Annotated in this window: 26 protein-coding genes; 13 read left to right on the top strand and 13 right to left on the bottom strand. The window is 65.3% G+C overall.

Translation table 11 applies throughout. The annotated features are described in order from the left end of the window. Positions 1-177 precede the first annotated feature (177 nt). Complete coding sequence (locus tag KHO41_RS41885) at positions 178-375, bottom strand: type II toxin-antitoxin system HicA family toxin (RefSeq protein ID WP_211953535.1); 198 nt, start codon at positions 373-375, stop codon at positions 178-180. Next, a complete protein-coding gene (locus KHO41_RS12190) occupies positions 375-605 on the bottom strand; it encodes a DUF1902 domain-containing protein (protein WP_211953534.1) in 231 nt (76 codons plus the stop codon). The genes KHO41_RS41885 and KHO41_RS12190 overlap by 1 nt, the downstream gene beginning before the upstream one ends. A 606-nt stretch (positions 606-1,211) precedes the next feature. Between KHO41_RS12190 and KHO41_RS12185 the strand changes: the two genes are divergently transcribed. Together KHO41_RS12185 and KHO41_RS12180 are read left to right on the top strand one after the other, a co-directional pair. Beyond that, positions 1,212-1,616: an esterase-like activity of phytase family protein gene (locus KHO41_RS12185; RefSeq protein WP_211953533.1), complete on the top strand. Its 405-nt coding sequence runs from the start codon at positions 1,212-1,214 to the stop codon at positions 1,614-1,616. Positions 1,617-1,821: 205 nt separating this feature from the next. After that, positions 1,822-2,190: a hypothetical protein gene (locus KHO41_RS12180; RefSeq protein ID WP_211953532.1), complete on the top strand. Its 369-nt coding sequence runs from the start codon at positions 1,822-1,824 to the stop codon at positions 2,188-2,190. Positions 2,191-2,456: 266 nt separating this feature from the next. Here the strand turns inward: KHO41_RS12180 and KHO41_RS12175 are convergent, their stop codons facing one another. Further along, positions 2,457-3,125: a GntR family transcriptional regulator gene (locus KHO41_RS12175; protein ID WP_211953531.1), complete on the bottom strand. Its 669-nt coding sequence runs from the start codon at positions 3,123-3,125 to the stop codon at positions 2,457-2,459. Positions 3,126-3,500: 375 nt separating this feature from the next. On the opposite strand from KHO41_RS12175, the gene KHO41_RS12170 reads away from it, so the two are divergent. The 4 genes from KHO41_RS12170 (at position 3,501) to KHO41_RS12155 (ending at position 9,073) form a co-directional block, all read left to right on the top strand. Further along, the gene (locus KHO41_RS12170; protein WP_211953530.1) at positions 3,501-4,790 is read left to right on the top strand and encodes an MFS transporter; all 1,290 of its coding nucleotides are present in this window, start codon (positions 3,501-3,503) and stop codon (positions 4,788-4,790) included. 63 nt (positions 4,791-4,853) lie between these two features. Next, positions 4,854-5,666 (top strand): putative hydro-lyase, encoded by an 813-nt coding sequence (locus KHO41_RS12165; RefSeq protein ID WP_211953529.1) that lies wholly within the window; start codon positions 4,854-4,856, stop codon positions 5,664-5,666. A gap of 18 nt (positions 5,667-5,684) precedes the next feature. Then, positions 5,685-7,346 (top strand): 5-oxoprolinase subunit PxpB, encoded by a 1,662-nt coding sequence (gene pxpB / locus KHO41_RS12160; protein ID WP_211953528.1) that lies wholly within the window; start codon positions 5,685-5,687, stop codon positions 7,344-7,346. Then, on the top strand, positions 7,343-9,073 hold the full coding sequence (locus tag KHO41_RS12155; RefSeq protein ID WP_211953527.1) for an acetyl/propionyl/methylcrotonyl-CoA carboxylase subunit alpha: 1,731 nt from the start codon (positions 7,343-7,345) through the stop codon (positions 9,071-9,073). Before pxpB ends, KHO41_RS12155 begins: the two co-directional genes overlap by 4 nt. Positions 9,074-9,093: 20 nt before the next feature. On the opposite strand, the gene KHO41_RS12150 is transcribed toward KHO41_RS12155, so the two are convergent. From KHO41_RS12150 to KHO41_RS12135, 4 genes are all read right to left on the bottom strand, one after another. Then, a complete protein-coding gene (locus KHO41_RS12150; RefSeq protein ID WP_211953526.1) occupies positions 9,094-10,650 on the bottom strand; it encodes a methyl-accepting chemotaxis protein in 1,557 nt (518 codons plus the stop codon). A 351-nt stretch (positions 10,651-11,001) separates the two neighbouring features. Beyond that, a complete protein-coding gene (locus tag KHO41_RS12145) occupies positions 11,002-11,475 on the bottom strand; it encodes an SRPBCC family protein (protein ID WP_211953525.1) in 474 nt (157 codons plus the stop codon). Beyond that, positions 11,465-11,812: an ArsR/SmtB family transcription factor gene (locus KHO41_RS12140; RefSeq protein WP_211953524.1), complete on the bottom strand. Its 348-nt coding sequence runs from the start codon at positions 11,810-11,812 to the stop codon at positions 11,465-11,467. Before KHO41_RS12140 ends, KHO41_RS12145 begins: the two co-directional genes overlap by 11 nt. Positions 11,813-12,131: 319 nt before the next feature. Further along, positions 12,132-13,748: a DUF342 domain-containing protein gene (locus tag KHO41_RS12135; protein WP_211953523.1), complete on the bottom strand. Its 1,617-nt coding sequence runs from the start codon at positions 13,746-13,748 to the stop codon at positions 12,132-12,134. Between the two features lie 259 nt (positions 13,749-14,007). Between KHO41_RS12135 and KHO41_RS12130 the strand changes: the two genes are divergently transcribed. Further along, on the top strand, positions 14,008-14,841 hold the full coding sequence (locus KHO41_RS12130; RefSeq protein ID WP_211953522.1) for a class I SAM-dependent methyltransferase: 834 nt from the start codon (positions 14,008-14,010) through the stop codon (positions 14,839-14,841). Positions 14,842-14,850: 9 nt separating this feature from the next. Here KHO41_RS12130 and KHO41_RS12125 read toward each other — a convergent pair whose 3' ends face one another. After that, complete coding sequence (locus tag KHO41_RS12125) at positions 14,851-15,441, bottom strand: DUF1415 domain-containing protein (protein WP_211953521.1); 591 nt, start codon at positions 15,439-15,441, stop codon at positions 14,851-14,853. Between the two features lie 85 nt (positions 15,442-15,526). Here KHO41_RS12125 and KHO41_RS12120 point away from each other — a divergent pair, with 85 nt between their 5' ends. Then, positions 15,527-16,801 (top strand): TIGR03862 family flavoprotein, encoded by a 1,275-nt coding sequence (locus KHO41_RS12120; RefSeq protein WP_211953520.1) that lies wholly within the window; start codon positions 15,527-15,529, stop codon positions 16,799-16,801. Here KHO41_RS12120 and KHO41_RS12115 read toward each other — a convergent pair. Next, the gene (locus KHO41_RS12115) at positions 16,788-18,404 is read right to left on the bottom strand and encodes an NAD(P)/FAD-dependent oxidoreductase (RefSeq protein ID WP_211953519.1); all 1,617 of its coding nucleotides are present in this window, start codon (positions 18,402-18,404) and stop codon (positions 16,788-16,790) included. The genes KHO41_RS12120 and KHO41_RS12115 overlap by 14 nt on opposite strands. Positions 18,405-18,524: 120 nt before the next feature. Then, positions 18,525-18,890, bottom strand: coding sequence for a hypothetical protein (locus KHO41_RS12110; protein ID WP_211953518.1), 366 nt, complete (start codon positions 18,888-18,890; stop codon positions 18,525-18,527). Positions 18,891-19,067: 177 nt separating this feature from the next. On the opposite strand from KHO41_RS12110, the gene KHO41_RS12105 reads away from it, so the two are divergent. The 3 genes from KHO41_RS12105 (at position 19,068) to KHO41_RS12095 (ending at position 22,442) form a co-directional block, all read left to right on the top strand. Then, positions 19,068-20,504, top strand: coding sequence for an aminotransferase-like domain-containing protein (locus KHO41_RS12105; protein WP_211953517.1), 1,437 nt, complete (start codon positions 19,068-19,070; stop codon positions 20,502-20,504). A 105-nt stretch (positions 20,505-20,609) separates the two neighbouring features. Further along, entirely contained in the window at positions 20,610-20,783 is a 174-nt protein-coding gene (locus KHO41_RS12100; RefSeq protein ID WP_211953516.1) for a hypothetical protein, read from the top strand. Between the two features lie 183 nt (positions 20,784-20,966). Further along, positions 20,967-22,442, top strand: a complete 1,476-nt coding sequence (locus KHO41_RS12095) for a sensor domain-containing diguanylate cyclase (RefSeq protein ID WP_211953515.1) — start codon at positions 20,967-20,969, stop codon at positions 22,440-22,442. 69 nt (positions 22,443-22,511) lie between these two features. On the opposite strand, the gene lpxO is transcribed toward KHO41_RS12095, so the two are convergent. From lpxO to KHO41_RS12080, 3 genes are all read right to left on the bottom strand, one after another. Continuing rightward, positions 22,512-23,414, bottom strand: a complete 903-nt coding sequence (gene lpxO, locus KHO41_RS12090) for a lipid A hydroxylase LpxO (protein WP_011298614.1) — start codon at positions 23,412-23,414, stop codon at positions 22,512-22,514. 149 nt (positions 23,415-23,563) lie between these two features. Then, positions 23,564-23,869, bottom strand: a complete 306-nt coding sequence (locus KHO41_RS12085; RefSeq protein WP_211953514.1) for a hypothetical protein — start codon at positions 23,867-23,869, stop codon at positions 23,564-23,566. Between the two features lie 48 nt (positions 23,870-23,917). Next, positions 23,918-25,330 carry a DUF2252 domain-containing protein gene (locus tag KHO41_RS12080; protein WP_211953513.1) on the bottom strand — a complete coding sequence of 471 codons (1,413 nt, stop codon included), beginning with the start codon at positions 25,328-25,330 and terminating at the stop codon, positions 23,918-23,920. Between the two features lie 358 nt (positions 25,331-25,688). Here KHO41_RS12080 and KHO41_RS12075 point away from each other — a divergent pair, with 358 nt between their 5' ends. Both KHO41_RS12075 and KHO41_RS12070 read left to right on the top strand, forming a co-directional pair. Further along, positions 25,689-25,991 carry a hypothetical protein gene (locus KHO41_RS12075; RefSeq protein WP_211953512.1) on the top strand — a complete coding sequence of 101 codons (303 nt, stop codon included), beginning with the start codon at positions 25,689-25,691 and terminating at the stop codon, positions 25,989-25,991. A gap of 96 nt (positions 25,992-26,087) precedes the next feature. After that, positions 26,088-26,357, top strand: a complete 270-nt coding sequence (locus KHO41_RS12070) for a hypothetical protein (RefSeq protein ID WP_211953511.1) — start codon at positions 26,088-26,090, stop codon at positions 26,355-26,357. The last annotated feature ends 114 nt before the right edge of the window (positions 26,358-26,471 follow it).

Genomic DNA, 26,471 nt, shown 5'->3' with positions numbered 1-26,471 from the left:
AAAATCAACTCATCGTGACCGCGCCCTCTACAATCTGAACCGCGTAACATCCCCTCGCGCGCAACGGTCACGTTGCGCCGGAATCGTCGGTCACGTTCACCGGAATACGCAGTTCGCAAAATCTCTGGGCAACAAAAAGCCCGCCGAAGCGGGCTTGGTGATCCGTGACGCTACGAGTCAGAAGGCCTTCGGTAGGCCTGCCTGCTTGAGAACAACGTTTGCAGTGTGGCGGGACTTGATGTTCGCGTCTACCGGGAACCGCTTGCCTGAAATGGGGTTTTCCCAGATGTCATGGTCACCTTTCCCATGACGAACAAACCTGCAACCAGCTTGCTGGAGTAGACGCTTTACCTGGTCGGCGTAATTGTTGCCCATCAGGCTTGTCGTCTGGTTTCCAACAGCGCTTCCGATATCAGGTGGTACTGGACCGTCTCTCCGTCTTCAATTTCATTTTCCTCAAGCATCTCTGGGACGCGATTCTGGAGTAGCGCAATCATCTCTTCGACGCTTTCCGCTTCCCCCGCCAGACCTGGAACATCACTATCCGCGACGTACCAAACCTTGGCATCGGCATCCCATGCGACTCTTACCTCATAAGCTTTCATGGTTGGCCCTAGACAATCGTGTAGGTATGACTCGAGTGTAGAAGCAACGTTCATACCGGTAAACATACAACCGTTGCGAACCTCATACAGGGTCTTGCCAGATTCCGGTGATGGGAAGTCCGAGATGTGGTGTTACTCCTAGACCACCCGCGGTTGTGCCGGGAACATTGTCGTCGCTTGGCAACCGTGGCGCAAGATTGGCCCGAAGAAGCTGCTTCCGCCTCACAAATCGGTCACTTGCTCAGGCACTGAAAGAATTTTAGGGTGTGCAAGGCGGTACGAGCTTCTCCGCAGGCTTGCCGTCGCGAAGAATGACCACCTCCGCGTCCACCCCCTGTCTACGGCCTCGATAAGCCTGGAAAGCTGCCCCCGGCTTCAAGCAAATCCACGACGCGCATGGCAATTTCCAGTCAGTTGATCCTGCGTCGGGGTATGGGACGCGAGCGTGAATCCTCAACTCATGCACAGTTCGCGCGACTTCGCCTCGAAGACCGAGACGTCGAAGCTCTACGCCTATCCGCTCAACTACCCGCTGTCGTCGCAGGGCCAGACCTGGGACCGCAACCGCACCGGCAGCGCCAAGCTCGGCGACCTGATATCGCGGGCATGGGCATCGAGCTCGAGAAAAACAGCATCCACGGCACCCCCAGCGCGGCTACGACGTGGGCCAACGTGATCAAGCTGAAGAAGACCGTGCTGCTCGATATGAACGCGCTGGGCTGGAGCGCCGAGAAGCTGGAAGCCATGACGCTCATCGATGGCCAGACGCTGGCGATCATGAACGACAATGACTTCGGCCTGCGCTCGACGCTGGTGGATGCCAACGGCAAGCTCATCGACGGCGATCCGACTTCGTGCACGGTCGACGCCAACGGCGCCATCCTGAACGACGGCAACTGCACCACCGGCGCCGTCAGCGTGCGCGCCACGCGCGGCGATGCGGTCAACCGCCTCACGCGCATGTGGATCCTGAAGTTCCCGAAGGCGCTGTCGAACTACTCGGCATCGTAAGCAGCGGCGCTGCCACGGCAGCGTCCGCTGGCTGCACGCAAATCGGGCTCCCGCGCGGGAGCCCGTCCTTCTTGGTCCAAGTTGCCTCCAGATTGCTTCGTGTAGAATGCAGGTCCAGTTGCCCAGCCAGTCCGGTTGGGCTTTGTTGTTTCTGGGCGTCATGTAGCTGCCTGCGGTGCCCGTGGGCACGAATGGAGAGCGCACAGTGAAATTCCTGAGAATCGCGACGGCACTCGCCTGCCTGGCGTCAGCCGCTTGCACCACCACGGCCCCCCACTACTCCGGCCGCCAGATGTCGACGTATGACATGGCAACGGAGTACACGGTGGAATATGTGCCCGATGGCTTCACCCTGAAAGTCGACTACCGCTACCTGCAATTCACGATGCTGCCCGGTACCGCCGCGGCCGAGTGCAAGGCAGCCGCCGTCAATGTGGCCAACAGCCTGGCCGACAGACGGCAGCGGCAGATCGAGCCGATCGACGAGCAGCGCATCAAGCTGAACACCAGCAGGAACTGGTTCGGCAAGGTGACCGCCTGCAACGCGACTGCGCCGGTAGCCTGGAAGCACTGAGTTGCCGGCTGCGCGGAAGCGCAGACACGCAAAGCTATTGCCGTACTCGTCGCGCCCACCAGTAACGGAAGGGATGATCGAGATCCGGGTAGAGCACCGGCCGGTCGAAGCAACCGGCCCACTCCATGAGGCGATGGGCGGCAATCATTGCGCCCCAGTACAGAAGCAAGTCAAGCATGGCAGCCACCCTCGTGACTTCAGTGGCCTGCCTTCATTCTAGTGCCCTGCAAGCCCGCCGCCGGGCAGGGTCTGCGACCAGATCCGTATCAGCGTGAATTGAACACGGGATGCCGCGCACAGGCCGCGAGCACGATGCGCTCCGACTGCCCGAGATAATCGTGAAGCGCCGTGGCCGCCTCGTCGAGCTTGCCGGCCTCGAACAGCTGCAGGATGCGTCCGTTCATGTCCACATAGGGCGCGTGGAGGAACTCGGGGTCTTGCAGCATCCCGAAGGCCAGCCGCAGTTCGGCGAGCAGGCGCGAGAACATCTCGTTCAGCCGCTCGCTGTCCGCCAGCTCCACGATGGCCATGTGGAATTCCATATTGGCCGACCCTACCCCCATCCAGTCGCCCTGGTCGCGGCATTGCGCCGCCAGTTCCACGGCCTTGCGCAGGTGCTTCCCGGCCGGGTGGCGCGGATACGCCTGGCGCAACGCCTGACACTCGATCAGACGACGCACACGGTAGATATCGATGATGGCCGCGATACTGGGGATCGCCACCGAGACACCACGGTTGGGCTCATGCTTGAGCAGCCCTTCCTTGGTCAGCAGCCGGAAGATCTCGCGCAGGGTATTGCGGGAAATCTGAAGACTGTCGCTCAACGCCGCCTCCGACAAGCGCTGCCCGGGAGAAAACTCGCCATGCACGATCTTCTGGCGAATGTCTTCGGCCACGCGTTCGGTCAGGTTCTTCGTGTCAGGACTGGATGTCATCTCGGGTGAAGCTCGCGTTGGCAGGTCGGCCCCAGCTGGGAGAGGGTCCGAACCTCAGCATGTTAGCGCACTTTGATGGACCGACCGCCCCACCTTGATGAACGGATTGCACCACTTTGGTGACAAAGCTGCCTGCTTTGTCTGGCTAGGTGTATACCACAACAGTAAATCACTCACGATTGTTCAACAATACAAGCGTTCTGGTTGAGTTATATGTGATGTTTAAACCGATATGGCATACAGATTGCTAAACCAGACCACATGACCGCAGCGCTGACACCTGGCGCCGCAGGCTGACCCGGACATCGTCGAGAAAGTGGGTGCGAGACGACGTCCACCCTACATCCGCCGTCTTCCCGGAAGGAGAACGCAACCATGTGGCTTAAGGAAACAAACCGAGAGGAGCGCCGGACGCTCTTCGCCGCCTTCGTCGGCTATGGCGTCGATGCCTTCGACTACATGATCTACACGTTCATGATCCCGACCTTCATCCTGGTCTGGGGCATGACCAAGGCCGAGGCTGGCTACATCGCCACCGGCGCGCTTATCAGTTCCGCGATCGGCGGATGGCTGGCCGGCATCCTGGCCGACAAGTACGGCCGGGTCCGGATTCTCCAGCTCACGGTGCTCTGGTTCAGCTTGTTCACGTTCCTGAGCGGATTCACCCAGTCGCCCGACCAGCTGTTCATCACGCGCATGCTGCAGGGGCTCGGCTTCGGCGGCGAATGGTCCGTCGGTTCCGTCCTGATCGCCGAGATGATCCGCGCCCGCCATCGCGGCAAGGCCGTGGGGCTGGTGCAAAGCAGCTGGGCGGTGGGCTGGGGAATTTCCGCCATCGCCTTCTGGGCGGTCTACGCGCTGGTCGACCAGCAACATGCATGGCGCGTGCTGTTCTGGCTGGGCGCGCTGCCGGCCCTGTTCATCCTCTATATCCGCCGCAATATCAGCGAGCCTGAGGTGTACCGCGAAACCAAGGCCAAGCTTGCCCGCACGGGCGAAAGCAACAGCTTCATGCTGATCTTCAAGCCGGGCGTGCTGGGTGTCACGCTGATGGCAAGCCTGCTGGCCACCGGCATGCAGGGCGCCTACTACTCCGTCACGACCTGGCTGCCGACCTATCTCAAGATGGAGCGCCATCTCTCCGTGCTCAACACCAGCGGCTACCTGATGGTGCTGATCGCGGGATCGTTCGCCGGCTACCTGACCAGCGCATGGCTTTCCGACCAGCTGGGCCGCAAGCGCTGCTTCATGCTGTTTGCCGTGAGTGCCGCCGTGCTCGTGATCTGCTACACCCAGTTGCCGATTACCGACGGGGCCATGATGGTCCTGGGCTTCCCGCTCGGATTCTTCCTGTCGGGCATTTTCTCCGGCATGGGCGCTTACCTCACGGAACTGTTCCCCAGCCATATTCGCGGCTCCGGCCAGGGCTTTTGCTACAACTTCGGGCGTGCCGTGGGTGCGGTATTTCCTGCGATGATCGGCCACATGAGCACGTCGATGCCATTGGGCACGGCTATCGGTTACCTGGCCGCCGGCGCCTACACGCTGGTCGTGATTGCCTGCCTGCTGCTGCCGGAAACCCAGGGACGCGATCTGACCGACGATTCGGAGCCGTCGAATCCGCAATTGGCACCGGCCGGCGCCACGCAAGTCGCCGAGCATTGAACCGGGACGGCATGCGATTCGGCTGGCCCCTGTTTGCCCGCAACACGAAGAAGGGATATCACCATGACAAACCACGTGCTTGACGAGGTCCGGTCGGCCGCTGTCGCGGCGGCAAGGACCGCGCGCGAAAGCTATCGCGCCGGCAAGGTCCAGCCCACGGCAGGCGTCGCGCCCGGCATGACGCAGGCCAACATGATCGCGCTGCCGCGCGACTGGGCGTGGGACTTCCTGCTCTACGCCCAGCGCAATCCCAAGGCGTGCCCGGTGCTCGACGTGATCGAAGCCGGTGCGCATCACACCGTGCTGGCCGAAGGCGCCGACATTCGCACCGACATTCCGCTTTACCGGGTGTGGCGCAATGGCCGGCTCGCGGAAGAAGTCGCCGACGCCGCGCCGCTGTGGCAGGAACACCCTGACCTGGTCACGTTCCTGATCGGCTGTAGCTTCACCTTCGAGACACCGCTGCTGGAAGCGGGCATCGAGGTGCGCCACATCACGGACGGGTCCAATGTGCCGATGTATCGCACCAATCGCCAGTGCCGCCCTGCCGGGCGTTTGCACGGCGAGCTGGTGGTGTCCATGCGGCCCATTCCCGCCGGCCGCATCGCCGATGCAGCCATGATCTCCGGACGCTTCCCCTCGGTGCATGGCGCGCCCGTCCACGTGGGCAACCCCGAAGCGCTGGGCATCGCCGACATCCACCGCCCCGACTTCGGTGATGCGGTGCGCATCGAACCCGGCGAGATACCTGTCTTCTGGGCCTGCGGTGTCACGCCGCAGGCTGCGGTGATGGCCTCGGGCGTACCGTTTGCGGTCACCCATGCCCCGGGCCATATGTTCATCACGGACGTGCCCGACAGTACGTACCACGTCTGATCGCTTGCGGAGCCTCAGTTGCGTTTCCTTCCTGTCTCCCTAAACGCCGTGCTGGTGGAGCTGGCCGATCTGGACCAGACCCTGGCCCTGCTGGCCTCGCTGCAGCGCGATCCGCTTCCCGGCGTGGAAGAGCTGGTCCCTGCCGCGCGCACGATCCTCGTGCGTTTTCGCCCCGCTTCCTGTGGCCTGTCGCAGCTGGTGCAGGCCGTCGCCACGCGCGATGTGACATCGCGCGCGCAGCGCGGCAGTACCCTGATCGAAATCCCCGTGCGCTACGACGGCGAGGACCTGGCGGAGGTCGCCCAACTGCTGGGCATCACGCCCGAGGAAGTCGTGCGGCGCCACACTGACAGCGAATACACCGTCGCCTTCACCGGCTTTGCACCGGGCTTTGCATACCTGTCAGGCGGCCATCCGAGCCTCGATGTGCCGCGCCGCAGTACGCCGCGCACGCGCATTCCGGCCGGCGCGGTGGGCCTGGCCGGCACCTTCAGCGGCGTGTACCCGCAGGCCAGCCCCGGCGGCTGGCAGATCATCGGCGTGACACCCGTCGCCATGTGGGACCTGGGCCGCGAGCAGCCCGCGCTGCTGCAGCCCGGCTATCGCGTGCGTTTTGTCGATATCGCCACGCTGGATGCCACGGCAGAAGCCGCCATCCGGGCCGAGACACTGAAAGACTCCGTCACCTCGCCCGCCAGCGACCGCATGCGCGACGCGCTGGCGCCCGGGCAGACGGCACTGCAGGTCAAAGCCACGGGCCTGATGACCTTGTTCCAGGATCTGGGCCGCCACGGCCAGGCAGGCCAAGGGGTCTCGGCCTCCGGCGCCATGGACCAGGCTGCCCTCAAGCTGGCCAACCGCCTCGTGGGCAACCCCAGCGACAGCGCCGCGCTCGAGACCGTGGGCGGTGGCCTGCAACTGCAAAGCCTCGGCGAGACCGTGGTTGCCGTGACCGGTGCCGACGCGCCCCTGACGCTGCGCACGGCGGATGGCCACCAGTGGAATCCGCCTTCCCATCAGGCGCTGGCGCTCGCCGACGGCGACGTGCTCAGCATCGGCCAGCCCGTTGCCGGTGCACGCAGCTACGTGTCCGCGCGCGGCGGCTTTGCGATCGCACCCGTGCTGGGCAGCTGCGCCACCGACACACTCGCCAACGTAGGCCCTGCACCGCTGGCAGTGGGAAATGTCCTGTGCCTGCACCCGGCATCGACCGGCATGGTGGTGAGCGAACCGGCCCTGCCTGCCGCGGACCTGCCCACGCTGGAACAGGAGGTGCTGCTCGATGTGGTCATGGGCCCCCGCACCGACTGGTTCACGCCTGAAGCCGTGGCACGCCTGGCCGCGCAACGCTGGCAAGTAACGCCCCAGTCCAACCGCGTCGGCCTGCGACTGGCCGGCGATACGCCGCTCGACCGTGCCATCAGCGGCGAACTGCCCAGCGAAGGCACGGCCCTGGGCGCGTTGCAAGTGCCCCCGAGCGGCCAGCCCGTGCTGTTCCTGGCCGACCACCCGCTCACCGGCGGCTACCCCGTGATTGCCACGATCGCCCCCTATCACCTCGACCGCGCCGGTCAGATCCCCGTGGGCGCCTGGCTGCGCTTCAACCCGATCCGCGCGTTTGAAGAACTCTCTCCGGCCGCCGCCCATAGCGAAGCCGGCACCTTCCGAGATCTCCGATGAAAAAAGTCCTGATTGCCAACCGTGGCGAAATCGCCGTCCGCGTCGTCCGCGCCTGTGCCGACTACGGCGTGCAGTCCGTTGCCGTCTACGCCAACGCCGACATCGACGCCTTGCACGCGCGCATGGCCGACGAGGCCTACGGGCTGGATGGCGACCGCCCCGCGGACACGTACCTGAATATCGCCAAGCTGCTGGAGATCGCGCGCAAGAGCGGTGCCGATGCCGTGCACCCTGGCTATGGCTTCCTGTCGGAAAGCGAGGCCTTTGCCCAGGCCGTGATCGACGCGGGACTGCGGTGGATCGGCCCCTCGCCGGCCACGATCGCCAAGCTCGGCGACAAGGTCGAAGCGCGCAAGATCGCGCTGCAGGTCGGCGCCCCGCTGGTGGCGGGCACGCCGGACCCGGCCAAGGATGCGGGAGAGGTACTGGCCTTTGCCGAGCAGCATGGCCTGCCCATCATCATCAAGGCCGCGTTCGGTGGCGGCGGACGGGGCATGAAGATCGCCTGGCGCATGGATGAGGTCGAGGAGCTATATCACTCGGCCGTGCGCGAAGCCGTTGCCGCGTTTGGCCGTGGCGAATGCTTCGTCGAACAGTTCCTCGACAAACCCCGCCATATCGAGGCCCAGGTGCTGGCCGACACCCACGGCCATGTCGTGGTGCTGGGCACGCGCGACTGCTCCCTGCAGCGCCGCAACCAGAAGCTGGTGGAAGAAGCCCCTGCGCCCTTCCTGTCCGATGCGCAACGCGAGCGCATCCATACCGCCGCACGCGACATCTGCGCCGCCGCGGGCTACACCAGTGCGGGCACGGTGGAATTCCTGCTAAGTGCAGGCGGCGCGATCTCCTTCCTGGAGGTCAACACCCGCCTGCAGGTGGAACACCCGGTGACCGAGCAGACCACCGGCATCGACCTCGTGGTCGAGCAACTGCGTGTGGCCGATGGCCTGCCGCTCACCATCACGGAAACGCCGGCGCCGCTGGGCCACTCGATCGAGTTCCGCATCAACGCCGAGGACGTGGGCCGTGGCTTCCTGCCGACGCCGGGCCCGGTACGGTGCTTCGAGCCGCCGTCCGGCCCGGGCGTGCGCGTGGACGCTGGCGTGCAATCGGGCTCGGTCGTGCCCGGCACGTTCGACTCGCTGATGGCCAAGCTGATCGTCACCGGCGCCACGCGCGAACAGGCCCTGACCCGCGCCCGCCGCGCGCTGCGCGAATTCCGGATCGAAGGCGTCGCCTCGGTGCTGCCGTTCCACCGTGCCGTGATCGACAACGCCGACTTTGTGGGCACCAATGGCTTCAACGTGCACACGCGCTGGATCGAATCCGATTTCGCCGAGCCGCTGGCCGCCGCCGTCCGTGCGGAGCCCCAGCCCGACAGCAGCCTGCTTCGCACTGCCATCGAGATCGATGGCCGGCGCGTCATGCTGGGCCTGCCGGCTCAACTGCTGGGCGGACTGGCCAATGCGCAGGCGGCAAGTCCGGTCACCGCGCCGGCCGAGGCCGCCGAAGCCGACGCCAGGGATGTGCCGGCCCCGGTCGCCGGCACCGTGCACGCCTGGAAGGTATCCGACGGTGACGAGGTCAAGGAAGGCGACCTCATCGCGGTCATGGAAGCCATGAAGATGGAGATGCAGGTCCACGCGCATCGTGCCGGCCGCATCGTGCTGCGCGCCGCCGCGGGCATCTTCATGGCCGCGGGCGCGCCGATCGCGACCATTGGCTGAGCCACGGCCGATCCGGTGGACTAGCTGGCCAGCACGTTCACCGCATCTTCGAGCGCCTGGGCCTGCTGCTTCAAACCCGTCGCCGCCGCGGCAGATTCCTCGACCAGCGCCGCGTTCATCTGCGTGATGTGCGCCATCTGCTCGACCGCCGCGCTGGTCTGCTCGATCTCCACGCTCTGCCCGCGGCTGGCGTTGGCAATGGCGGAAATCGTTCGCGTCAGCGCCGACACCGACTGCTCCACGCGATCCATCTCGCTGCCGGCACTGATGGCCGCATCGCTGCTGGCCTGCACGACTTCGAGCGAGTTCTCGATCAGCGCCTTGATCTGCTTGGCAGCCGCTTCGGCGCGCTGCGCGAGCGATCGCACCTCCCCCGCCACCACGGCAAAGCCACGCCCGTGCTGGCCCGCACGCGCGGCCTCGACAGCTGCGTTCAGCGCGAGCAGGTTGGTCTGGATGGCGATGTCGTCGATCACCGAGGTGATCTCGGCAATCCTGCGGGACTGCGTGGTCACCTGCTCCATCAGAGTCGCCGAGCGGCGCACGCCGCCTGCCGCTGCCGATGCCGCGTCTGCCGTACTGCGCCCTTCCTGATGTGCACGCTCGGCATCGCTCGCATTCTGCCGCGCGGTTTCGGTGATCTGCGCGAGCGTCGCCGTCGTCTGCTCGATGGCGCTCGCCTGCTGTTCGGTGCGCTCCGACAAGTCCGCATTGCCGCTGGCGAGCCCGACCGAAGACTGCCATACGCTCTCGATCGAATTCCGCGTGTCCAGCAGCACGCCCACAAGCCGTGCGTTCATCTGGTTCAGGAAGCGGCCGAGCAGCCGCGTCTGCGCGTCGCCGCATTCAGGGAAGCGGTGTTGCAACTGCCCGGACAACACGGCGAGCGCGCTGCGGTTCAGGCGCATCACGGGCTGCAGGATGTTGAACGCGAGGTAGCAAGCGGCAGCGCCGCACATCGCCACTGCCGCGCCCGCGAGCGACCACGTGACAACGGGCGGCGCCGCCCAGAGCGTTGCGCTCGCCGCCGCCAGCGCGATCAGCACGACCTGCGCAGCCTGCACCACGAGCAGGCGCGCCACCACAGGCAGCCGCAACAGTCGCTGCACGACCCCGGCCGCGCCCTTACGGAAGACCTCACCGCCGGACAGCCGCCAGCGCGACTGCGCTTCACGCTTCAGGTCCGCATAGAGCCGGGTCGCCGATGCGATCTGCGCCTTCGTGGGCGCCGTCCTCACCGACAGGTAACCCGATGGCTTGCCGTCCTGGAACACCGGCGTGACGTTGGCCAGCACCCAGTAGAAGCCGCCATCCTTGCGCCGGTTCTTGACCACCCCGGTCCACGGCGTCCCGGCGCGAACCGTGGCCCACAAGTCGGCGAATGCGGCGGCCGGCATGTCGGGGTGGCGGACAATGTTCTGCGGCTGGCCAATGACCTCGGCACGGTCGTAGCCGCTGCTGCGAAAGAACGCCTGGTTGGCGTATTCGATATTGCCTTGCGTATCGGTCCTGGTGATGATGACTTCGTCCGATGGCAAGCGGTACTCGTTGTCGGTGACCGGAAGATTCAATCTCATATGCTGGTTGTCTGTGCTGTTGCAACCTTGACTCCGACTTCGCTACGGAAGTCGCCCCTGGTAGTTCCCGCCTGACCCGGCATGGCGTCCGGCCGCGGGCGAGTATTCCCGAAGGGCTGCATCAGGACGAGAAGGGCCGCTTCGAACATCGTCACGATTTGATGGCGCGCAAATGAGCGCCATGCCTACCCCTTCCGGCGGATTGCATTCGCACATGTGTTGACCGGACTGGACCACCGGCAGATGGCAAGAAAAAGGCCCCGGAAGCATGATGCTTTCGGGGCCTTTTTCTGTCAGCGGCAACCAACACCGGCACCGCGGCCGGCGAGGTTCCAGCGACGCCTTCCGCGGCTATTTCAGCGACTGCGCATACGCTTCGAGCTGGGTGATGCAGGTACCCCATCCGTCGAAGAAACCCATTTCCTCATGCTGGTCGCACGAAGCCTTGTCCTTGTGCAGGACCCTGGCCACGTAGCGCGTATGTTCGCCCTCGTCTTCCATGGTGATGTACGCGGTCATCGGCAGCCAGGGGTTGTCGGCGGGGCGCCACTGCGCGACCAGCGCCGTGGTCCAGACGATGCGCGAGCGCGGCACCACATCGAGGAAGGAACCCGGGTTGTCGCTGATGCCGCCATCGGGGCCACGCATCAGCGTGTGGAAGGCGCCGCCCGGCACGAGGTCGAAGGCGAGGACTTCGGTGGTCCACGGCTTCGGGCACCACCATTCCTTCAGGTGGCTCGGGTCGGTCCAGGCTTTCCAGACGAGGTCCCGCGGCGCCTTCAGCACGCGCGAAATTTCGAGGTCGAGATCCTGCTTACTGCTCATTACGAGTCTCCTTGGCATGCAGCGCTTCCACGTAGTCAGCCAGGCGATCGGTGCGCGCTTCCCAGATCGCCCGCTGTTCCGCCATCCATGTCTCGGCGGCCTGCAACGTTGCCGGTTCCAGCTCGCACATGCGCACGCGGCCCAGCTTGTGCGAGCGCACCAGGCCGCTGCGCTCGAGCACGGTCAGATGCTTGAGGAACGATGGCAACGCCATGGCAAACGGCGCCGCCAGTTCCTTGACCGGGGCAGCGCCCAGTCCGAGCCGCGCGACGACGGCGCGACGCGTGGGATCCCCCAATGCGAGGAAGACCTGGTCGAGCGGAAAATAGTTAGCCATATGGCTAACTATATCGGCAAATGCGTCGACGTCAAGGTCGGAAATCCAAAAGGTGCAAAAGCGGGAATCAGCAAGGATCAGGCAGCCGCGCTTTGCCCATGCGAGCCGCGCGCAGAAGTACAAAGGCCAGCCCGTTGGCTGGCCTTTGGTGATTCAGTGCCACGTGAGTCGGTTCCGTGTAACGCTTCCACAGATTGTTCATCCGCTTCTGCATTCACTGCCCAACACTAGCCATCGCCTATCCTGCGGCACCCCAGGACACGACTGCAGCTTAGTACAAATTCCGGCAGATGGTACCCCCGGAATGCCGCCATGCCGGTCAGGTCACTGCGATGCGGTCATCCACGAGGCGAATGTTGCCGCCAGGCTTGTCCTCCATCACCTTGAGCACGCGGTTGCCCACCTGCAGTGTGACGCCGCCGTGGATGCGCCGGCCGGCTTCGATCACCGCGTCGGCGGCCGGGTTCATCTGTGTGCCGAGTTCTGCGATCTTCGCGTCGAGTTCGAACAGGTCGCTCGATGACTTGAACAGCGTGGCGCGCGCCTTCTCGCGCAGGTCGCCGACCGCGCGTTCCGGATGCTTGGCAAAGAAGGCCACCAACTGCTTGACCTTGTTCTGCTCCTCCAGCAGGCGCCGGCGCTCTGCTTCGAGTGCGGCGCGCTGGGCATCCGCGTAAGGGTTCAGTCCGACCTGCACGATGGTGGCGCTGCCCGCGGGCGCGCCGAGCACCGCCGCACGCACGCCCAGCAGCGCGCGGCTGCGGCCGCCGCTGATGCTGCCCATGCCGCTGGTGCCGCCCACCACGATGCGCTCGCCCGCCGCCACATCGCTCTGGCGGATGCCGCTTTCCACGGCCACCTCGGTGCCGGCCTCGACCACGGCGTTCTCGATGAAACGCGCCTGGACGGCGCCCTGGCAGCGCACGCTGGCGCGGCTGATGGTACCGCTCGGTTCCGCATGCCCGGTTTCGGACTTGCCGATGATGCCGCCCTTGACCACGATGCTGCCGCCTGCCTCGATCGTCGCGGCTTCGATCGTGCCCTCCACGAGCACGTCGCCCGTGACCTTCACCGACATGCCGGTGCGGATATCGCCAGAGACACGCAGCGTGCCGTCGAACGCCACATTGCCCGAATGCAGGTCCACGGATTCCACCTGCACCACCGGGCTAACGGCGATGCCATGCATGCCCACCACCGGCGAACCGGCAAGTACTGCCACGAGCAGGTTTGGATCGTTGGGATCGGCAGCGGCGCCGGTCAGGCCTTCGGCAAACGGCGTGTCCTCGACAGTATCTGCAGGCAGCGGCTTGCCAAAGACGTCGACGCCGTCACTGCCCGGCTCGGCCGGTATGCGGCGCATCAACGGCGTGCCGGGGCTGACCAGCATCAGGTTGCCGAGCTCGCGCAGATCCATGGGGGCATCGTCGTCGGACTGTACCGGCTTGCGCGGCTCCAGCAGATTGACGAAGCGCGCCGGCTGGCCCTGCCTGGGCGCCATGCCCGCGGCGATCTCGCGCAACTCGCAGCTCCGTTCTGCCAAGGAGGCTTCGAGCACCAGCGCCTTGATCTGCGCGGTCACGCCGCGTTCGGCGACGGCGCTCCGGATCTCGGTCTCGGTCACCGGGCGGCCGCCTTCCGGGCGCATCAGCGTCAGGCGGACAGCCAGGCCATCGTCGCTGATGTCGAGTTCGAATGCACCGTCGATCAGCGCGCCGACCGTGGCATCGATTTCGCGATCGGCCTGCTGGCACTGGCTCAGGAATTGCGCGACGGCGCGCTGGTCCAGCCTGGCTTCGCTCCAGCCATGGCTGGCCAGGCATTCGCGGAATGCGGTGTGATCGGGCGGCATCCGCCCCGCTTCGGGCACGTAGCACGCACGCACCTGCTCGCCCGGCTCGCTGAGCTCCAGGCGCAACCCTGACTCGTGACTCATGAGTCCCCCAAACAGTTCTTTTGTGCAGCGGGGCAGTCTTCTGTCGCCGCTGGCAAGGCGCAGCGGCGCAGGCTGGTGTGGACGTGCGCCACCCCCGCTTGTTGTCATTGCATTACCTACGGCAATTCACAACAAAACTTGAGGTAGAACAAACCCGGGACTTGCGGCCCTGCCGCCACCAGATGCGCGGACTGTGCCGGCGTTTTCGGTAAACTGTCGGTCTTCGAGGCGTCTGCCGCCTCCCGCATTCCCCGCAGTCATGCCAAATACCCACGAAATCCGCCCCGGCCAGTCGATCGAACTGCTCAAGGAACTCCATATCCTGACGCGCGACGGCAAGATGAACCAGGACAGCCGGCGCAAGCTCAAGCAGGTCTACCACCTGTTCCAGTTCATCGAACCGCTGTTGCAGGAGGTCAAGGCCGAGCGCGACGCCGTCACGCTGGTCGACCACGGCGCCGGCAAGTCGTACCTCGGCTTCATCCTGTACGACCTGTTCTTCAAGAGCTTGCACGACCAGTCGCACATCTTCGGCATCGAAACGCGCGAGGAACTGGTGCAAAGCTCGCAGGCGCTTGCAGCGCGCCTCGGCTTTCCGGGCATGTCCTTCCTGAACCTGTCAGTGGCGGACTCCATCACCTCGGCGGCACTGCCCGAGACCGTCGACGTGGTCACCGCGCTGCACGCCTGCAACACGGCGACCGACGATGCGATCCGCTTCGCGCTGGCCAAGCGTGCGCGGCATATCGTGCTGGTGCCGTGCTGCCAAGCCGAGGTCGCGAGCGTGCTGCGCAAGAACAAGGGCCGCCTGCTCGCCGGCAATCCGCTGACCGAGATCTGGCGCCACCCGCTGCATACGCGCGAATTCGGCAGCCAGGTGACCAATGTGCTGCGCTGCCTGCAGCTCGAAGCGCACGGCTACCAGGTCAGCGTGACCGAACTGGTCGGGTGGGAACACTCGATGAAGAACGAGCTGATCATCGCCCAGTTCAAAGACCTGCCGCGCCGCCGCCCTGCCGAGCGGCTCGAAAATGTGCTGGGCACGCTCGGCCTCGAAGAGATGCGCGAGCGGTTCTTCACTGCCCCTGCGTAGACCGCGGCGTTACTCGTCAGTCTTGCGCGGCGCTGCCGCGTCGTCGTCGCCATCCATCCAGCGCCGCCAGCCTTCATGGCCAAGGCGGCGCACGGTTTCCATATTGCGCTCGTAGATATCGGCCGCGTCGGGGAATGCGTCGGCCGCGCGCGCGATGCTGTCCTCGCGCAGCAGATGCAGGATCGGATATGGCGCGCGGTTGGTGTAGTTCTCGATATCGTCCGGCTCCGTGTCTTCGAACTGGTACTGCGGATGGAAGCTCGCGATCTGCAGCGTGCCTTCCAGGCGCAGGCTCTTCAGCAGGCGTTCGGCGAAATAGAGGAAGTCGTTGTAGTCGATGAAATCGCCCAGCGCATCGGGCACGATCAGCAGCGTGGTATCGACCTGCGCCGCGTCGGTCTCGGCCAGCAGCTTCAGTTCGCGTTCCAGGTCGTCCAGCACGTCAGGCGCTTCCGTCGCATTGCTGACCACGTAGCGGACCTGTTCCTTCACATACACGCTCTTGGCAAAGGGACAGAGATTGAGCCCGATTACCGCGCGCGCGAGCCAGTGGCGCGTGGCGGCAATGACGGCGTCTTGATGGCTGGCGGAGGACGACATGGCGGCAAGGCAGAGACAAAGCACCATTTTAGCGCTCGCGCACGCTCTATAATCCGCGGCGTAGTGCGCCCTCCTTTCTATTGCCATGCCGCCCACCGATATCCCGACCACCACGACCAGCACCTTGCCGGTAGAAGCCGCCGTGATCGGCGGCGGCCCCGCGGGCCTGATGGCGGCCGAGGTGCTGGCCTCCCGCGGCGTGCGCGTGCATGTGTTCGACGCCATGCCGTCGGTGGGCCGCAAGTTCCTGATGGCCGGCAAGAGCGGCATGAACCTCACGCACGCCGAACCCGAACCAGCATTCACCGGGCGCTATGGCGAACGCGCGGATGTCATCGCGCCGATGCTCGCGGATTTCGGCGCACAGACGCTGCGCGAGTGGGTGCACGGGCTTGGCATCGAAACCTTCGTTGGCAGTTCGGGCCGTGTGTTTCCGACCGACATGAAGGCCGCGCCGATGCTGCGCGCGTGGCTCCATCGTCTGCGCGACAGCGGCGTGGAGTTCCATATGCGGCACCGCTGGCTCGGCTGGACGGACGATGCATCGCGCGCGCTGCGCTTTGCCACGCCGCAAGGCGAACAGCCCGTGCAGGCGAACGCCGTGATCCTGGCGCTCGGCGGCGCAAGCTGGGCGCGGCTCGGATCGGATGGTGCGTGGGTGCCGCTGCTCGCGCAGCATGGCGTCGATATCGCCGCGCTGCGGCCGGCGAACTGCGGCTTCGATGTAGCGTGGAGCGCGATGTTCTCCGAGCGCCATGCCGGCCATCCGGTGAAGCCCGTTGCGCTCGCCGTGACCGACGTAAATGGCAACGCGCACTACCGGCAGGGCGAATTCGTGATCAGCGCCGGCGGCATCGAAGGCAGCCTGGTCTATGCGCTGTCCGCGCCGATCCGTGACTTGATCGAGCGAGACGGCGAAGCAGTTGTCCACCTGGATCTGCTGCCGGACCACGATGCGCAGCGCGTGCTGACAGAGGTATCGCATCCGCGTGGCTCGCGCTCGCTGTCGAGCCATTTGCAGAGCCGGCTAGGCATCACGGGCGTGAAGGCCGGGCTGCTGCGCGAATGCCTGTCGAAGGAAGCCATGCATGATGCGGCGGCGCTGGCGGCAGCGATCAAAGCGCTGCCATTGCGCCTGCTGCGTGCACGGCCGATCGATGAAGTCATCAGCAGCGCAGGCGGCGTTCGCTTTGAAGCGATGAACGCGCACCTGATGCTCAATGCGCTGCCCGGCGTGTTCTGCGCCGGCGAGATGCTGGACTGGGAAGCGCCGACCGGCGGCTACCTGCTCACGGCGTGTTTCGCCAGCGGCCGCACCGCAGGCCGGGGCTCGGCCGACTGGCTGATCAACGGCCGTTGACGATGGCCAGGGCTACGGCCTCGGCCACTTCGATGCCGTCGATCGCGGCGGAGTAGATGCCGCCTGCATAGCCAGCACCCTCGCCTGCGGGATACAGGCCTTCGACGTTCACGCTCTGGTAGTCAGCCTTGCGCTCGATGCGCAGCGGCGACGACGTGCGCGTCTCCACGCCGGTCAGCACCGCGTCGTGCATCGCAAAGCCGGCGATCTTCTTGTCGAGTTCCGGCAGCGCCTCACGGATCGCTTCGATGACATAGTCGGGCAGCGAGGTGCTCAGGTCGGTCGGCGTCACGCCCGGCTTGTACGACGGCTCGACCGAACCGAGCGAGGTCGACGGACGGCGCGCGATGAAGTCGCCGACGAGCTGGCCCGGTGCGCTGTAGTTGCGACCGCCCAGTTCAAACGCGCGCTCTTCCCACTTGCGCTGGAACTCGATGCCGGCCAGCGGACCGCCGGGATAATCGTCCGGCGTAATGCCCACCACGATGCCCGCGTTCGCATTGCGCTCCGCGCGCTTGTACTGGCTCATGCCGTTGGTCACCACGCGGCCCGGCTCCGAAGCCGCCGCCACCACGGTGCCGCCGGGGCACATGCAGAAGCTGTAGACCGCACGGCCGTTGCTGCAGTGATGCACCACCTTGTAGTCGGCCGCACCGAGCAGCTTGTTGCCGGCGAACTTGCCGAAGCGGCTGCGGTTGATCAGGCCCTGCGGATGCTCGATACGGAAGCCCAGCGAGAACGGCTTGGCTTCCATGAACACGCCGCGGTCGTGCAACGCATAGAACGTATCGCGCGCGCTGTGTCCCACGGCGAGGATGACGTGCTCGGCCGGCAGGTAATCGCCGGTGGACAGCTTCAGGCCACGCAGCTTGCCCTGTTCGATGTCGAAATCATCGACGCGGGTTTCGAAGCGGACTTCGCCGCCAAGCTCGCGGATCTCCGCGCGCATCTTCTCGACCATGCTGACCAGTCGGAACGTGCCGATGTGCGGACGCGCCTTGAACAGGATGTCTTCCGGCGCGCCGGCGCGCACGAACTCGTCGAGCACCTTGCGGCCGTAGTGCTTCGGGTCCTTGATCTGGCTGTACAGCTTGCCGTCCGAGAACGTGCCCGCGCCGCCTTCGCCGAACTGCACGTTCGACTCGGGGTTCAGCACGCTCTTGCGCCACAGGCCGAAGGTGTCCTTGGTGCGCTCGCGCACTTCCTTGCCGCGCTCGAGGATGATCGGGCGGAAGCCCATCTGCGCGAGCAGCAGCCCGGCCAGCAGGCCACACGGCCCCATGCCGATCACGACCGGCCGCGGCGTGTTGCCGCCCTGCGGCGCCTGCGCGACGAAGTGGTACGCCATGTCGGGCGTAACGCTCCAGTTCGGCTTGCCCGCCATGCGGCGGATAGCGGCGGGCTCGTCCTTCACCTCGATGTCGATGATGTAGGTGAGCTTGATGTCGGAGCGCTTGCGCGCGTCGTGCGCGCGGCGGAACACGGTGTATTGCACAAGCCCGTCGCCCTTCACGCCGATCTGGGCCAGCGCGCTGCGCACGGCACGATCGAGATCGTCTTCGGTGTGTTCGAGGGAGAGCTTGAGTTCGGAAAGGCGAAGCATGGAAACCTGCGAGGATGCGACCACAGTGGTGGCCGGAACGACCGCGTCACCCGTGCCACGTGGCATCAGGAGAGGGCCAGAAAAGGGCACCGGCCGGGCAAAGCCGGCCGGTGCGCCATTCTATCGGGTTTCCGCTTCGACGGGGCTGGTGGTGGCCTGCCATTGGCGGCGCTGTAGTCGTGCGAGCAGTCGGTTCCACAGGCGCTGCCACATGCCCGGCTCGGGTGCATGCCACATCACCTCTGCGGCACCCGATGCGGAAACAATGATCCATCCGCTCTCGCTGACGACGATCACGCCGCCAGCAGTCAGCGAGTGGCTCAGCGCGAAGGCCCCGACAGCGGCCCACTGCGGCGGCAATGTGACCTCAACCCGACCTTGGGCCACATGGAGGACGGTGCCGCGCGCAGCATGGCGGCGCAGGGCTTGCCCCGGGCCGAGCGTGTAGCCAAGCGGGGAATTCGGGTGGGAGGTCGAGGCGGGCATGAGCGGCTCCTGGGCAGGGTTCAGACAGGTTCCAGCGTATCGGCGCCCCCTTCGCTCACACAGCCACAACAGTCCCGGCCGCGGACCAGAACAGTGCAGGTTTTTTCCGTCTGTTACGATGCAGATGCCTGCCGTCTGTATCTGTTCACGCGCCCGCCCGCCGGGCGATCATGCCGCATGGACTCCGCCCCGCTCTACCAGCAACTCGCCGACCAGTACCGCCACGCCATCCGCGCCGGCACGCTGGCGCCGGGGCACCGCATGCCGTCCGTGCGTGCGCTGATGACCACCCATGACGTGAGCCTGTCGACCGCGCTGCAGGCGTGCCGGCTGCTCGAGAGCGACGGCCTGCTCGAAGCCCGCCCGCGCTCTGGCTATTTTGTGCGGACGGCCACGCCGCTGCGCCTGGCGCCGATCACCGAACCGGCGCCCACGCTGCCCGATCCGGCGCAGTACATCGGCATGCACCAGCGGATATCGTCCGTACTCGCCCGCAGCCAGCAGGATCCGTCGACCTTCAGCCTCGGCGGCGCCCGTGGCGCGCCCGCGCTCTATCCGCTTGCCGCACTCCAGCAAGCAGCCGGACGCATCCTGCGGCGCGACCCCACGCTCTTCGGCGAAGCCGCCGCCCCAGGCGGCCACCCGGCCTTGCGCGCCGCGCTGGCACGGCTGGCGCTGCGGCACCGCTTCACGCTGTCGCCCGATGAAGTGCTGATCACGCACGGCTGTACCGAGGCCCTGCAACTCGCGCTGCGTGCCGTCGCCAGCCCCGGCGATGTGATTGCCGTGGAGTCGCCGACCTACTACGGGCTGCTGCAGATTCTGGAAAGCCTGGGCATGCGCGCGCTCGAGATCCCGTGCAGCGCGCAGACCGGACTCTCGCTGGAAGCGCTGGAACTGGCCGTACGCACGTACGACAACATTCGCGCCGTGGTCGCCATGCCGAACCTGCAGAACCCGCTCGGTTCGATCATGCCGGACGCGCACAAGAGCCGGCTCGTGCAATGGTGCGAGGATCACGGCGTGCCGCTGATCGAGGACGACTGCCTGTCCGGCACCGCCGACTTCGACACGCCGCTGGCCGCCGCGAAGGCATGGGACCGCACTGGCAACGTGATCTACTGCTCGTCCGTGCACAAGACCCTGGCACCGGGCGTGCGGCTGGGCTGGATCGCGGGCGGCAAATGGCATGCGCGCGTGGAGATGCTGAAGTTCGCGCTATCACGTCCCAACGAAATGCTGTCGCAGGCGGCGGTCGCCGAATTCATGGCCGCGGGCGGCTATGAGCGCCACCTGCGGCGCTTGCGCGTAGCCCTGCGCCAGCAGCGCGAGTGGACGGCACAGGTGATCGCAGCAACCTTCCCCGCCGGCACGCGACTGACATTACCGCGCGGCGGCTTTCACCTGTGGGTCGAACTGCCGGCCGGCGTAACGTCGGAAGCCGTGTTCGAGCAGGCTCTGCGGGAGGGCGTCTACGTCGCTCCGGGCCTTATGTTCTCGAACTCCCCGCGCTGCGACGGCTTTATCCGCATCAACTGCGGCACGCCGCGTTCCACACAGGTCGAGCACGCGCTCGCTACCCTGGCCGCGGTGGTCCATCGGCTGGCGGCATAGGCGGCGGCATCGGAATTTCACGAGATCCTGATGCAGGACAAGTCGGTCCGGCGGGCAAGCCGATACCATCTGGTGATCCCCTTCCCGGCTTGACCAGGCCGCGCCATGTACGAACCCGACGCCCCCCACCCCCTCCTCCAGAACGAATTGCGCGCGCTTGCCCCGGTGCTGACCGCGGGCTCCCTGCTCCAGGCCATCGCCCTGCAGTTGCTCGCCGAGAGCGAACAGGCTGCCAGCCGGCAGGTGATTGTCCGCGTAGAGCACGTCCGGGCCGCCTGATTGACCGGCGTCACCGCGGCGCCAGGCCTGCCGCTCCCCTTTTTGCAACACCGCTCCCTTTTTCGTTTGTGCTGGCCTATCCTTGTCCGCTGGCGCGGCTGACCGTTCCTGGAGGGTCCCCAGGGGGCTGGCCGCATCGCCGCAGCACCCCAGCGATCAACGGGAATACAAGAAGAAGGGAGAATGGCCTTGCGCAGTGCAACCGCGGCGTCGTGCGTCGACGACGACTACCAAACCCTGTTTCAACTCGCGCCGGTCTCGCTCTGGCTGGAAGACTTCAGCGCCGTGCGCGAGCATTTCGAGCGGCTGCGCGCCGAAGGTGTGACGGACTTGCGGGCCTACCTGCGGGCCAATCCGGATGAAGTCGCGCACTGCTCGTCGCTGATCCGCGTGATCGCGGTGAACCGCCGCACGCTGGACCTGTTCCGCGCGGCCGACCTGGAGGATCTGGTCGCCAATCTGGACACCGTGTTCCGCGACGACATGTTCGACCAGCACGTCGAGGAACTCGGCCAGCTCTGGGATGGCGGCAACCGCTTTGCGAGCCAGACCGTGAACTACACGCTCGAAGGCGAGCGCCTCGACATCCGGCTCGAAGCCACCGTCATGCCTGGGCATGAGGCCACCTGGGAACGCGTGCTGCTGTCGATCGAGGACATCACCGCGCGCGTGCGGAGCGAGCGCGACCTGCGCCGCAGCGAGCAATACGCGCTGGGGCTGTTCGAACATTCACCGGTGTCGCTGTGGGTGGAAGACTTCAGCGTCGTGAAGATGCTGCTCGACGAAGTCCGCGCGGCCGGCATTTCGGACTTCCGTACCTTCCTCAACGTGCATCCGGACTTCGTCTCGCGTTGCATGCAGGAAATTCGTGTGCTCGACGTCAACCAGCAGACGCTGCTGATGTTCGGCGCCGAATCGAAGGAAATCCTGCTCTCGCGCCTGGGCGACGTGTTTCGCGATGACATGCGCATCCACTTTGCGGAGCAACTCATCGACCTGTGGCACGAGAAGCTGTGGCAACAGCGCGAGGTCGTCAACTACGCGCTGGACGGACGTTCCGTCGACGTCTTCATGCAATGGTCCGTGTTCCCCGGATGCGAGCAGGACTGGGACCAGGTGCTGGTGTCACTCACCGACATCACGGCCCGCAAGAAGGCTGAGGCCTACGTCGAGTTCCTGGGCAAGCACGACGTCCTGACCAAGCTGTACAACCGCGCCTTCTACGAGGATGAACTGGCCCGCCTGGGCCGCAAGGGCCCGTGGCCGGTCAGCGTGGTCGCCGTGGACCTGAACGGCCTGAAGACGGTCAACGACCAGTTCGGCCATGGCGATGGCGATGCGCTGCTGCGGCGCACCGGCGAGGTGCTCAAGAAGGCCGTGGGCGAACAGGTCTGCGTGGCCAGAATTGGCGGCGACGAGTTCATGGTGCTGCTGCCCGGCCGCGACGAACGCGGCGCGGCCATGGTGGTGGAGCAGATCGAAAAGGTCGTAGAGCTGAACAACCAGTTTTACCCGGGAACCGCACTCAGTTTCTCGATCGGCCATGCGACCTGCCACCAGGGCGAGCGCCTGAGCGACACGGTCAAGATCGCCGACAGCCGCATGTACGAGGCCAAGCGCGCCCACTACGAAGGCCTGGGGGATCGCCGGCGGGACTGATCGGCAGCCTCATCGCAAAAGAGCCGGCAAATGCCGGCTCTTTTCGTATCCGCACCGGTCTGCCGGCGCTTACAGGTAGATGATCAGCGCGATGCCCGCGATGATCAGTCCGAACTTCGTCACGTAGTAAAGCTTGCGGTTCCACGCCTTGTAGCGGCGCCGATACTGCCCGGCCAGCCAGACGAAACGGAACAGCTTGTTGATCATGCCGGTCTGGTCGTTCTCGTCGTTGGGCGAGCTTGCCGCGGTCATGACCTTGCGGCCCAGCCAGTGGTTGATCTTGCTGGCCCAGCCAAAACGCATCGGGCGCTCGATATCGCAGAACAGGATCAGGCGGTTGGCATCGCTCTTGTTCTCGGCCCAGTGCAGGTAGGTCTCGTCGAACACCACGCCCTGCCCGTCGCGCCAGCTATGGCGCTCGCCGTCGACCTCGATGAAGCAGCGGTCGTCGTTCGGCGTGGCCAGGCCCAGGTGATAGCGCAGCGAACCGGCGAACGGGTCGCGGTGCGGGTTGAGCTTGCCGCCCGGCGGCAGTTCCGCGAACATCGCGGCCTTCACGCTGGGGATGTCACGCAGCAGCGATACCGTCTTGGGGCACAGCACTTCGGCGGACGGATGCTGGGCTTCGTACCACTTCAGGTAGAAGCGCTTCCAGCCGTTCTTGAAGAACGAGTTGAAGCCGGCGTCGTCGTTCTTCTCGGCGGCCTTGATCTTGCGCATCGCGGCCAGGGCCAGGCCCTCGTCACGGATCTCCGGCCAGGCGGCACGGATCCGTTCCAGATCGGGGAAGCGTTCGACCGGAATATAAGGCGTGCGCGGCACGCCTGAAAACGCATACATGAAGCAGTTGACCGGCGCAACGAGCGCCGAATGGTCGAGCAGCTGGCGCCAGATGCGCAGGCGGGCCTTGCCGCGGAAATGCACATACAGGATGGCGCCGAGATACCCGGCGACGATTATCCACTTGATCACCCGAATTTCTCCAAGGCAGCCGCGAGCCGCGCGCGTGCGTAGTCACGCCGCCGGCCGGGGCCAAAACGCGTATTTTAAGCGAAATGGCAGGCCTGCCGCACCGTGATACGGCGGCGCCACATAGCCACCCTTTGCGAGCGGGCGGCGTGCTAGCCGCGCGACTGGCGCGAAATGCGCTCGATCAGCGCGCGCGCATCGTCGGGCATGCCCTGCAGGGTCAGCAGCCTGGCGTTGAGCACCAGGTTTTCCAGCACCAGCTTCGCAGTGGACGCCCACATCGCCGCCAACTGCGCCTCGGCCGGCATGCCGGACGCCTCAAGCTCGTTCGAGCGCTCGGCAATCAGCCGGCACGCGAGCTGGCGCAGCGCGGCATCGTCGAACGGCAGGTTAGCGTAGTCGATGGGGTCTTCCTTCTCCACCTCGACCATGAGTTGCATCAGGATGTCTTCGGTCATCGGCAAGCGCTCCCGGCAATCCACTTCTGATCACACGACTCATCCGCGTCACACGCGGAAATCCGCAGCCATGTCCGCATCGGTGCGCGCTTCGAGCCGACCGGAACGGCAGGCGGCCACAAAGCGCTCGTAATCCTTCTCGACCTGATCGGCATAGCTGTTGGAGTAGCCTACCATCACTTCGGCCATGCGGTCGCTGGTGCCCAGATAGCCGCTGATTTCCGCGGCCAGGCCGCCAGCCTTGGCGTGCGCGCGGGCCAACACCCAGCCACAGAGCGCGCCGTATCTGCCGAGCGCCTCGACATCCATCAGCTCGATCTGCGGTGACAACTTCATGTCGCGCAGCTGGCGCACATAGAAGTCGCGGCCAAAGGGCCCTTTGGTCCACCCAAGGAAGAGATCGCTCGCAGCCTGCATCAGGCGCTGGCCTTCCACGACGCGTCGGCCATCGTGCGACACCGCAGGGCCCTTGAAATAGCGCGCCACGACGGAGCGCGTCGCTTCCTTGATCTGCAGGAACATCGGTTTGCCATGGCTGTCGATCATCAGCTGGATCATGCACCGCGTGCCGACGCTGCCGACGCCCACCACCTTGAAGGCCCGGTCATGGAGCGTGAAATGACTGAGCAAACGCTGGCGGTCAGGGGCCAGGGTGCCGAGATATTCCTTGTAGACCTTCTCCGCGGCGGCCTGAATGTCCTTGGCGGTCATCCAGTCATCGTCCACATCGAATAGCGTATGGGCGCCGCGCACGTGGAAGACGGCCGGCGGCGCGTCGAGGATGGTCCATTTGTCGCCCACGAGCTCCGCCAGCTTGGGCAGCAGCGCCTCGCTGGTGCGATCCGCCGCGCGCTCCATGCCGCGCCGGATACGGCGCTGAATATTCGGTGAGGTCTCTTCCTCGAGCAGGCGATCGAAGGTGATGTGGTCGTACCAGGTGTCGAGGATGCCCATCTCGCCATAGCCCTGCATGCGTGCCTGGTAGCTGCGCACGAGCTGGTAGACGAGGTCATCGGCAACCCCCTGCTTGTGGCGCAGATGCCTGGCCGCCACGACGAAGCTAGCGGCCAGGCGCTTGAGATCCCACTCCCACGGCCCGCGGCTGGTTTCGTCGAAATCGTTCAGGTCGAACAGCAAGGCCCGCTCGGGCGTGGCAAAGCCGCCGAAGTTGGCAAGGTGGCAATCGCCGCAAATCTGCATGTGCAGGCCCGAGTTCGGCGTACCCGCCAGATCGTGCGCCTGCACGATGGCACTGCCGCGGTAGAACGCGAACGGCGATTCGATCATGCGCCCGTAGCGCAGCGGCACCAGTCGCCGCACCCGGCCTTCGCTGCTGATCTTCAGCAACTCGACCGGGTCGCGGTCCACATTGCCGATTTCCGCGTGCGCGCCGCGCGGGACTTTGCGGCGCACGGACTTGCCGTTGTCACGCCGATCGCCGGATTCTTCCGTTGTCGCCACAATGCCTCCATGCCGGGGGGCCGGCCATCGCCATTTGTGCAGCATCTGCAACAGAAGCTAGTTCACGCCCTGCGGCTTGTCAATTTCCATGGAGGATGGGACGGCGCGCAGGGAAAGCCACCTGGTCGGCCAGCGCACGTTCTTCTCAGGGATATCACTCTCTCCACTTCGCGCGGCAGATGATACTCTGCCCGCTGTTCCGAGACCGCCAGGCCGGGACGTGACGCACTCCGCACGAAGTTGGCGGCGGTGTTGCGTATCAGGAATTTCCGCGCCTTTTGCGAGCGCATCAAAAGATGCACTGAACAAAGCGAGCGAGCTGCAGTCTCATTCGCTTTCCACACAAAGAGTCGCGTCCATGACCAAGCGTTTGTTGTCCGCCATGCGTCAGTACGCATGGTTTACCGGTGTCAAACACCATGTCGTCCAAGGCGTTGAAGCCCTGGCCGAGTTGCTCAAATCCCCTTCTGCCGCAGCACGCGCGGTTGCCGCAGTGATTTCCGAGACCGAGCACGGGGTTCAGGTCTGGGTGTCGTACTTCGGCAAGCCGCTGGACCCGCATACGAACTATGTGCTCTGGCCCGGCCGGGCTCTGCGTCCGGCGCGCCGACGCGTCCAGCCCACGCCGCTCGAGTACATGCAGCGCAGACAGGACGACTGAACGTTGGCCTTCGGGCCTCGGCATCATGCGGACTGGAAGGGGCTCGCCCCTTCACTACAATGACTGTTGTGTTCCCGTCGTAGACAAGGAGCGGACATGCCCGAACCGAAACATGACGAAGCGCTGGTCAATCTCTACCTCGAACGTATTTCGGCGCTGTCGGTCAGCGCATTCGACGGGGCCGACGTCAGTAATGAGCTCGATGAAGTCGTGCGTGAAGCCACCTCACGCAGCGGCGGAGACAGCGGCACGCTGAGCGTGCTCGCAAGCCGGCTGCGCGAGCGCGCCGAAGCCGCCGATCGGGAAGGCCAGCCGCTCGTGCGCGACACCTTCGTACAGGCGGCGAGGCTGATTCCATTGAAATAAGAGATAAGCAGATTCGCTCGTTCCGTGCGCACGTGACAAGGCGAATGACATCAGTCCGCGCTATGCATGCGAGGACGAAATCTGCGTGAATTGCTTTGGGAAATTTGGCCGATC

The sequence above is a fragment of the Cupriavidus numazuensis genome (genome assembly GCF_905397435.1).
GTDB classification, from domain to species: domain Bacteria; phylum Pseudomonadota; class Gammaproteobacteria; order Burkholderiales; family Burkholderiaceae; genus Cupriavidus; species Cupriavidus numazuensis.
This window is presented reverse-complemented; position numbering and strand designations above follow the sequence as displayed.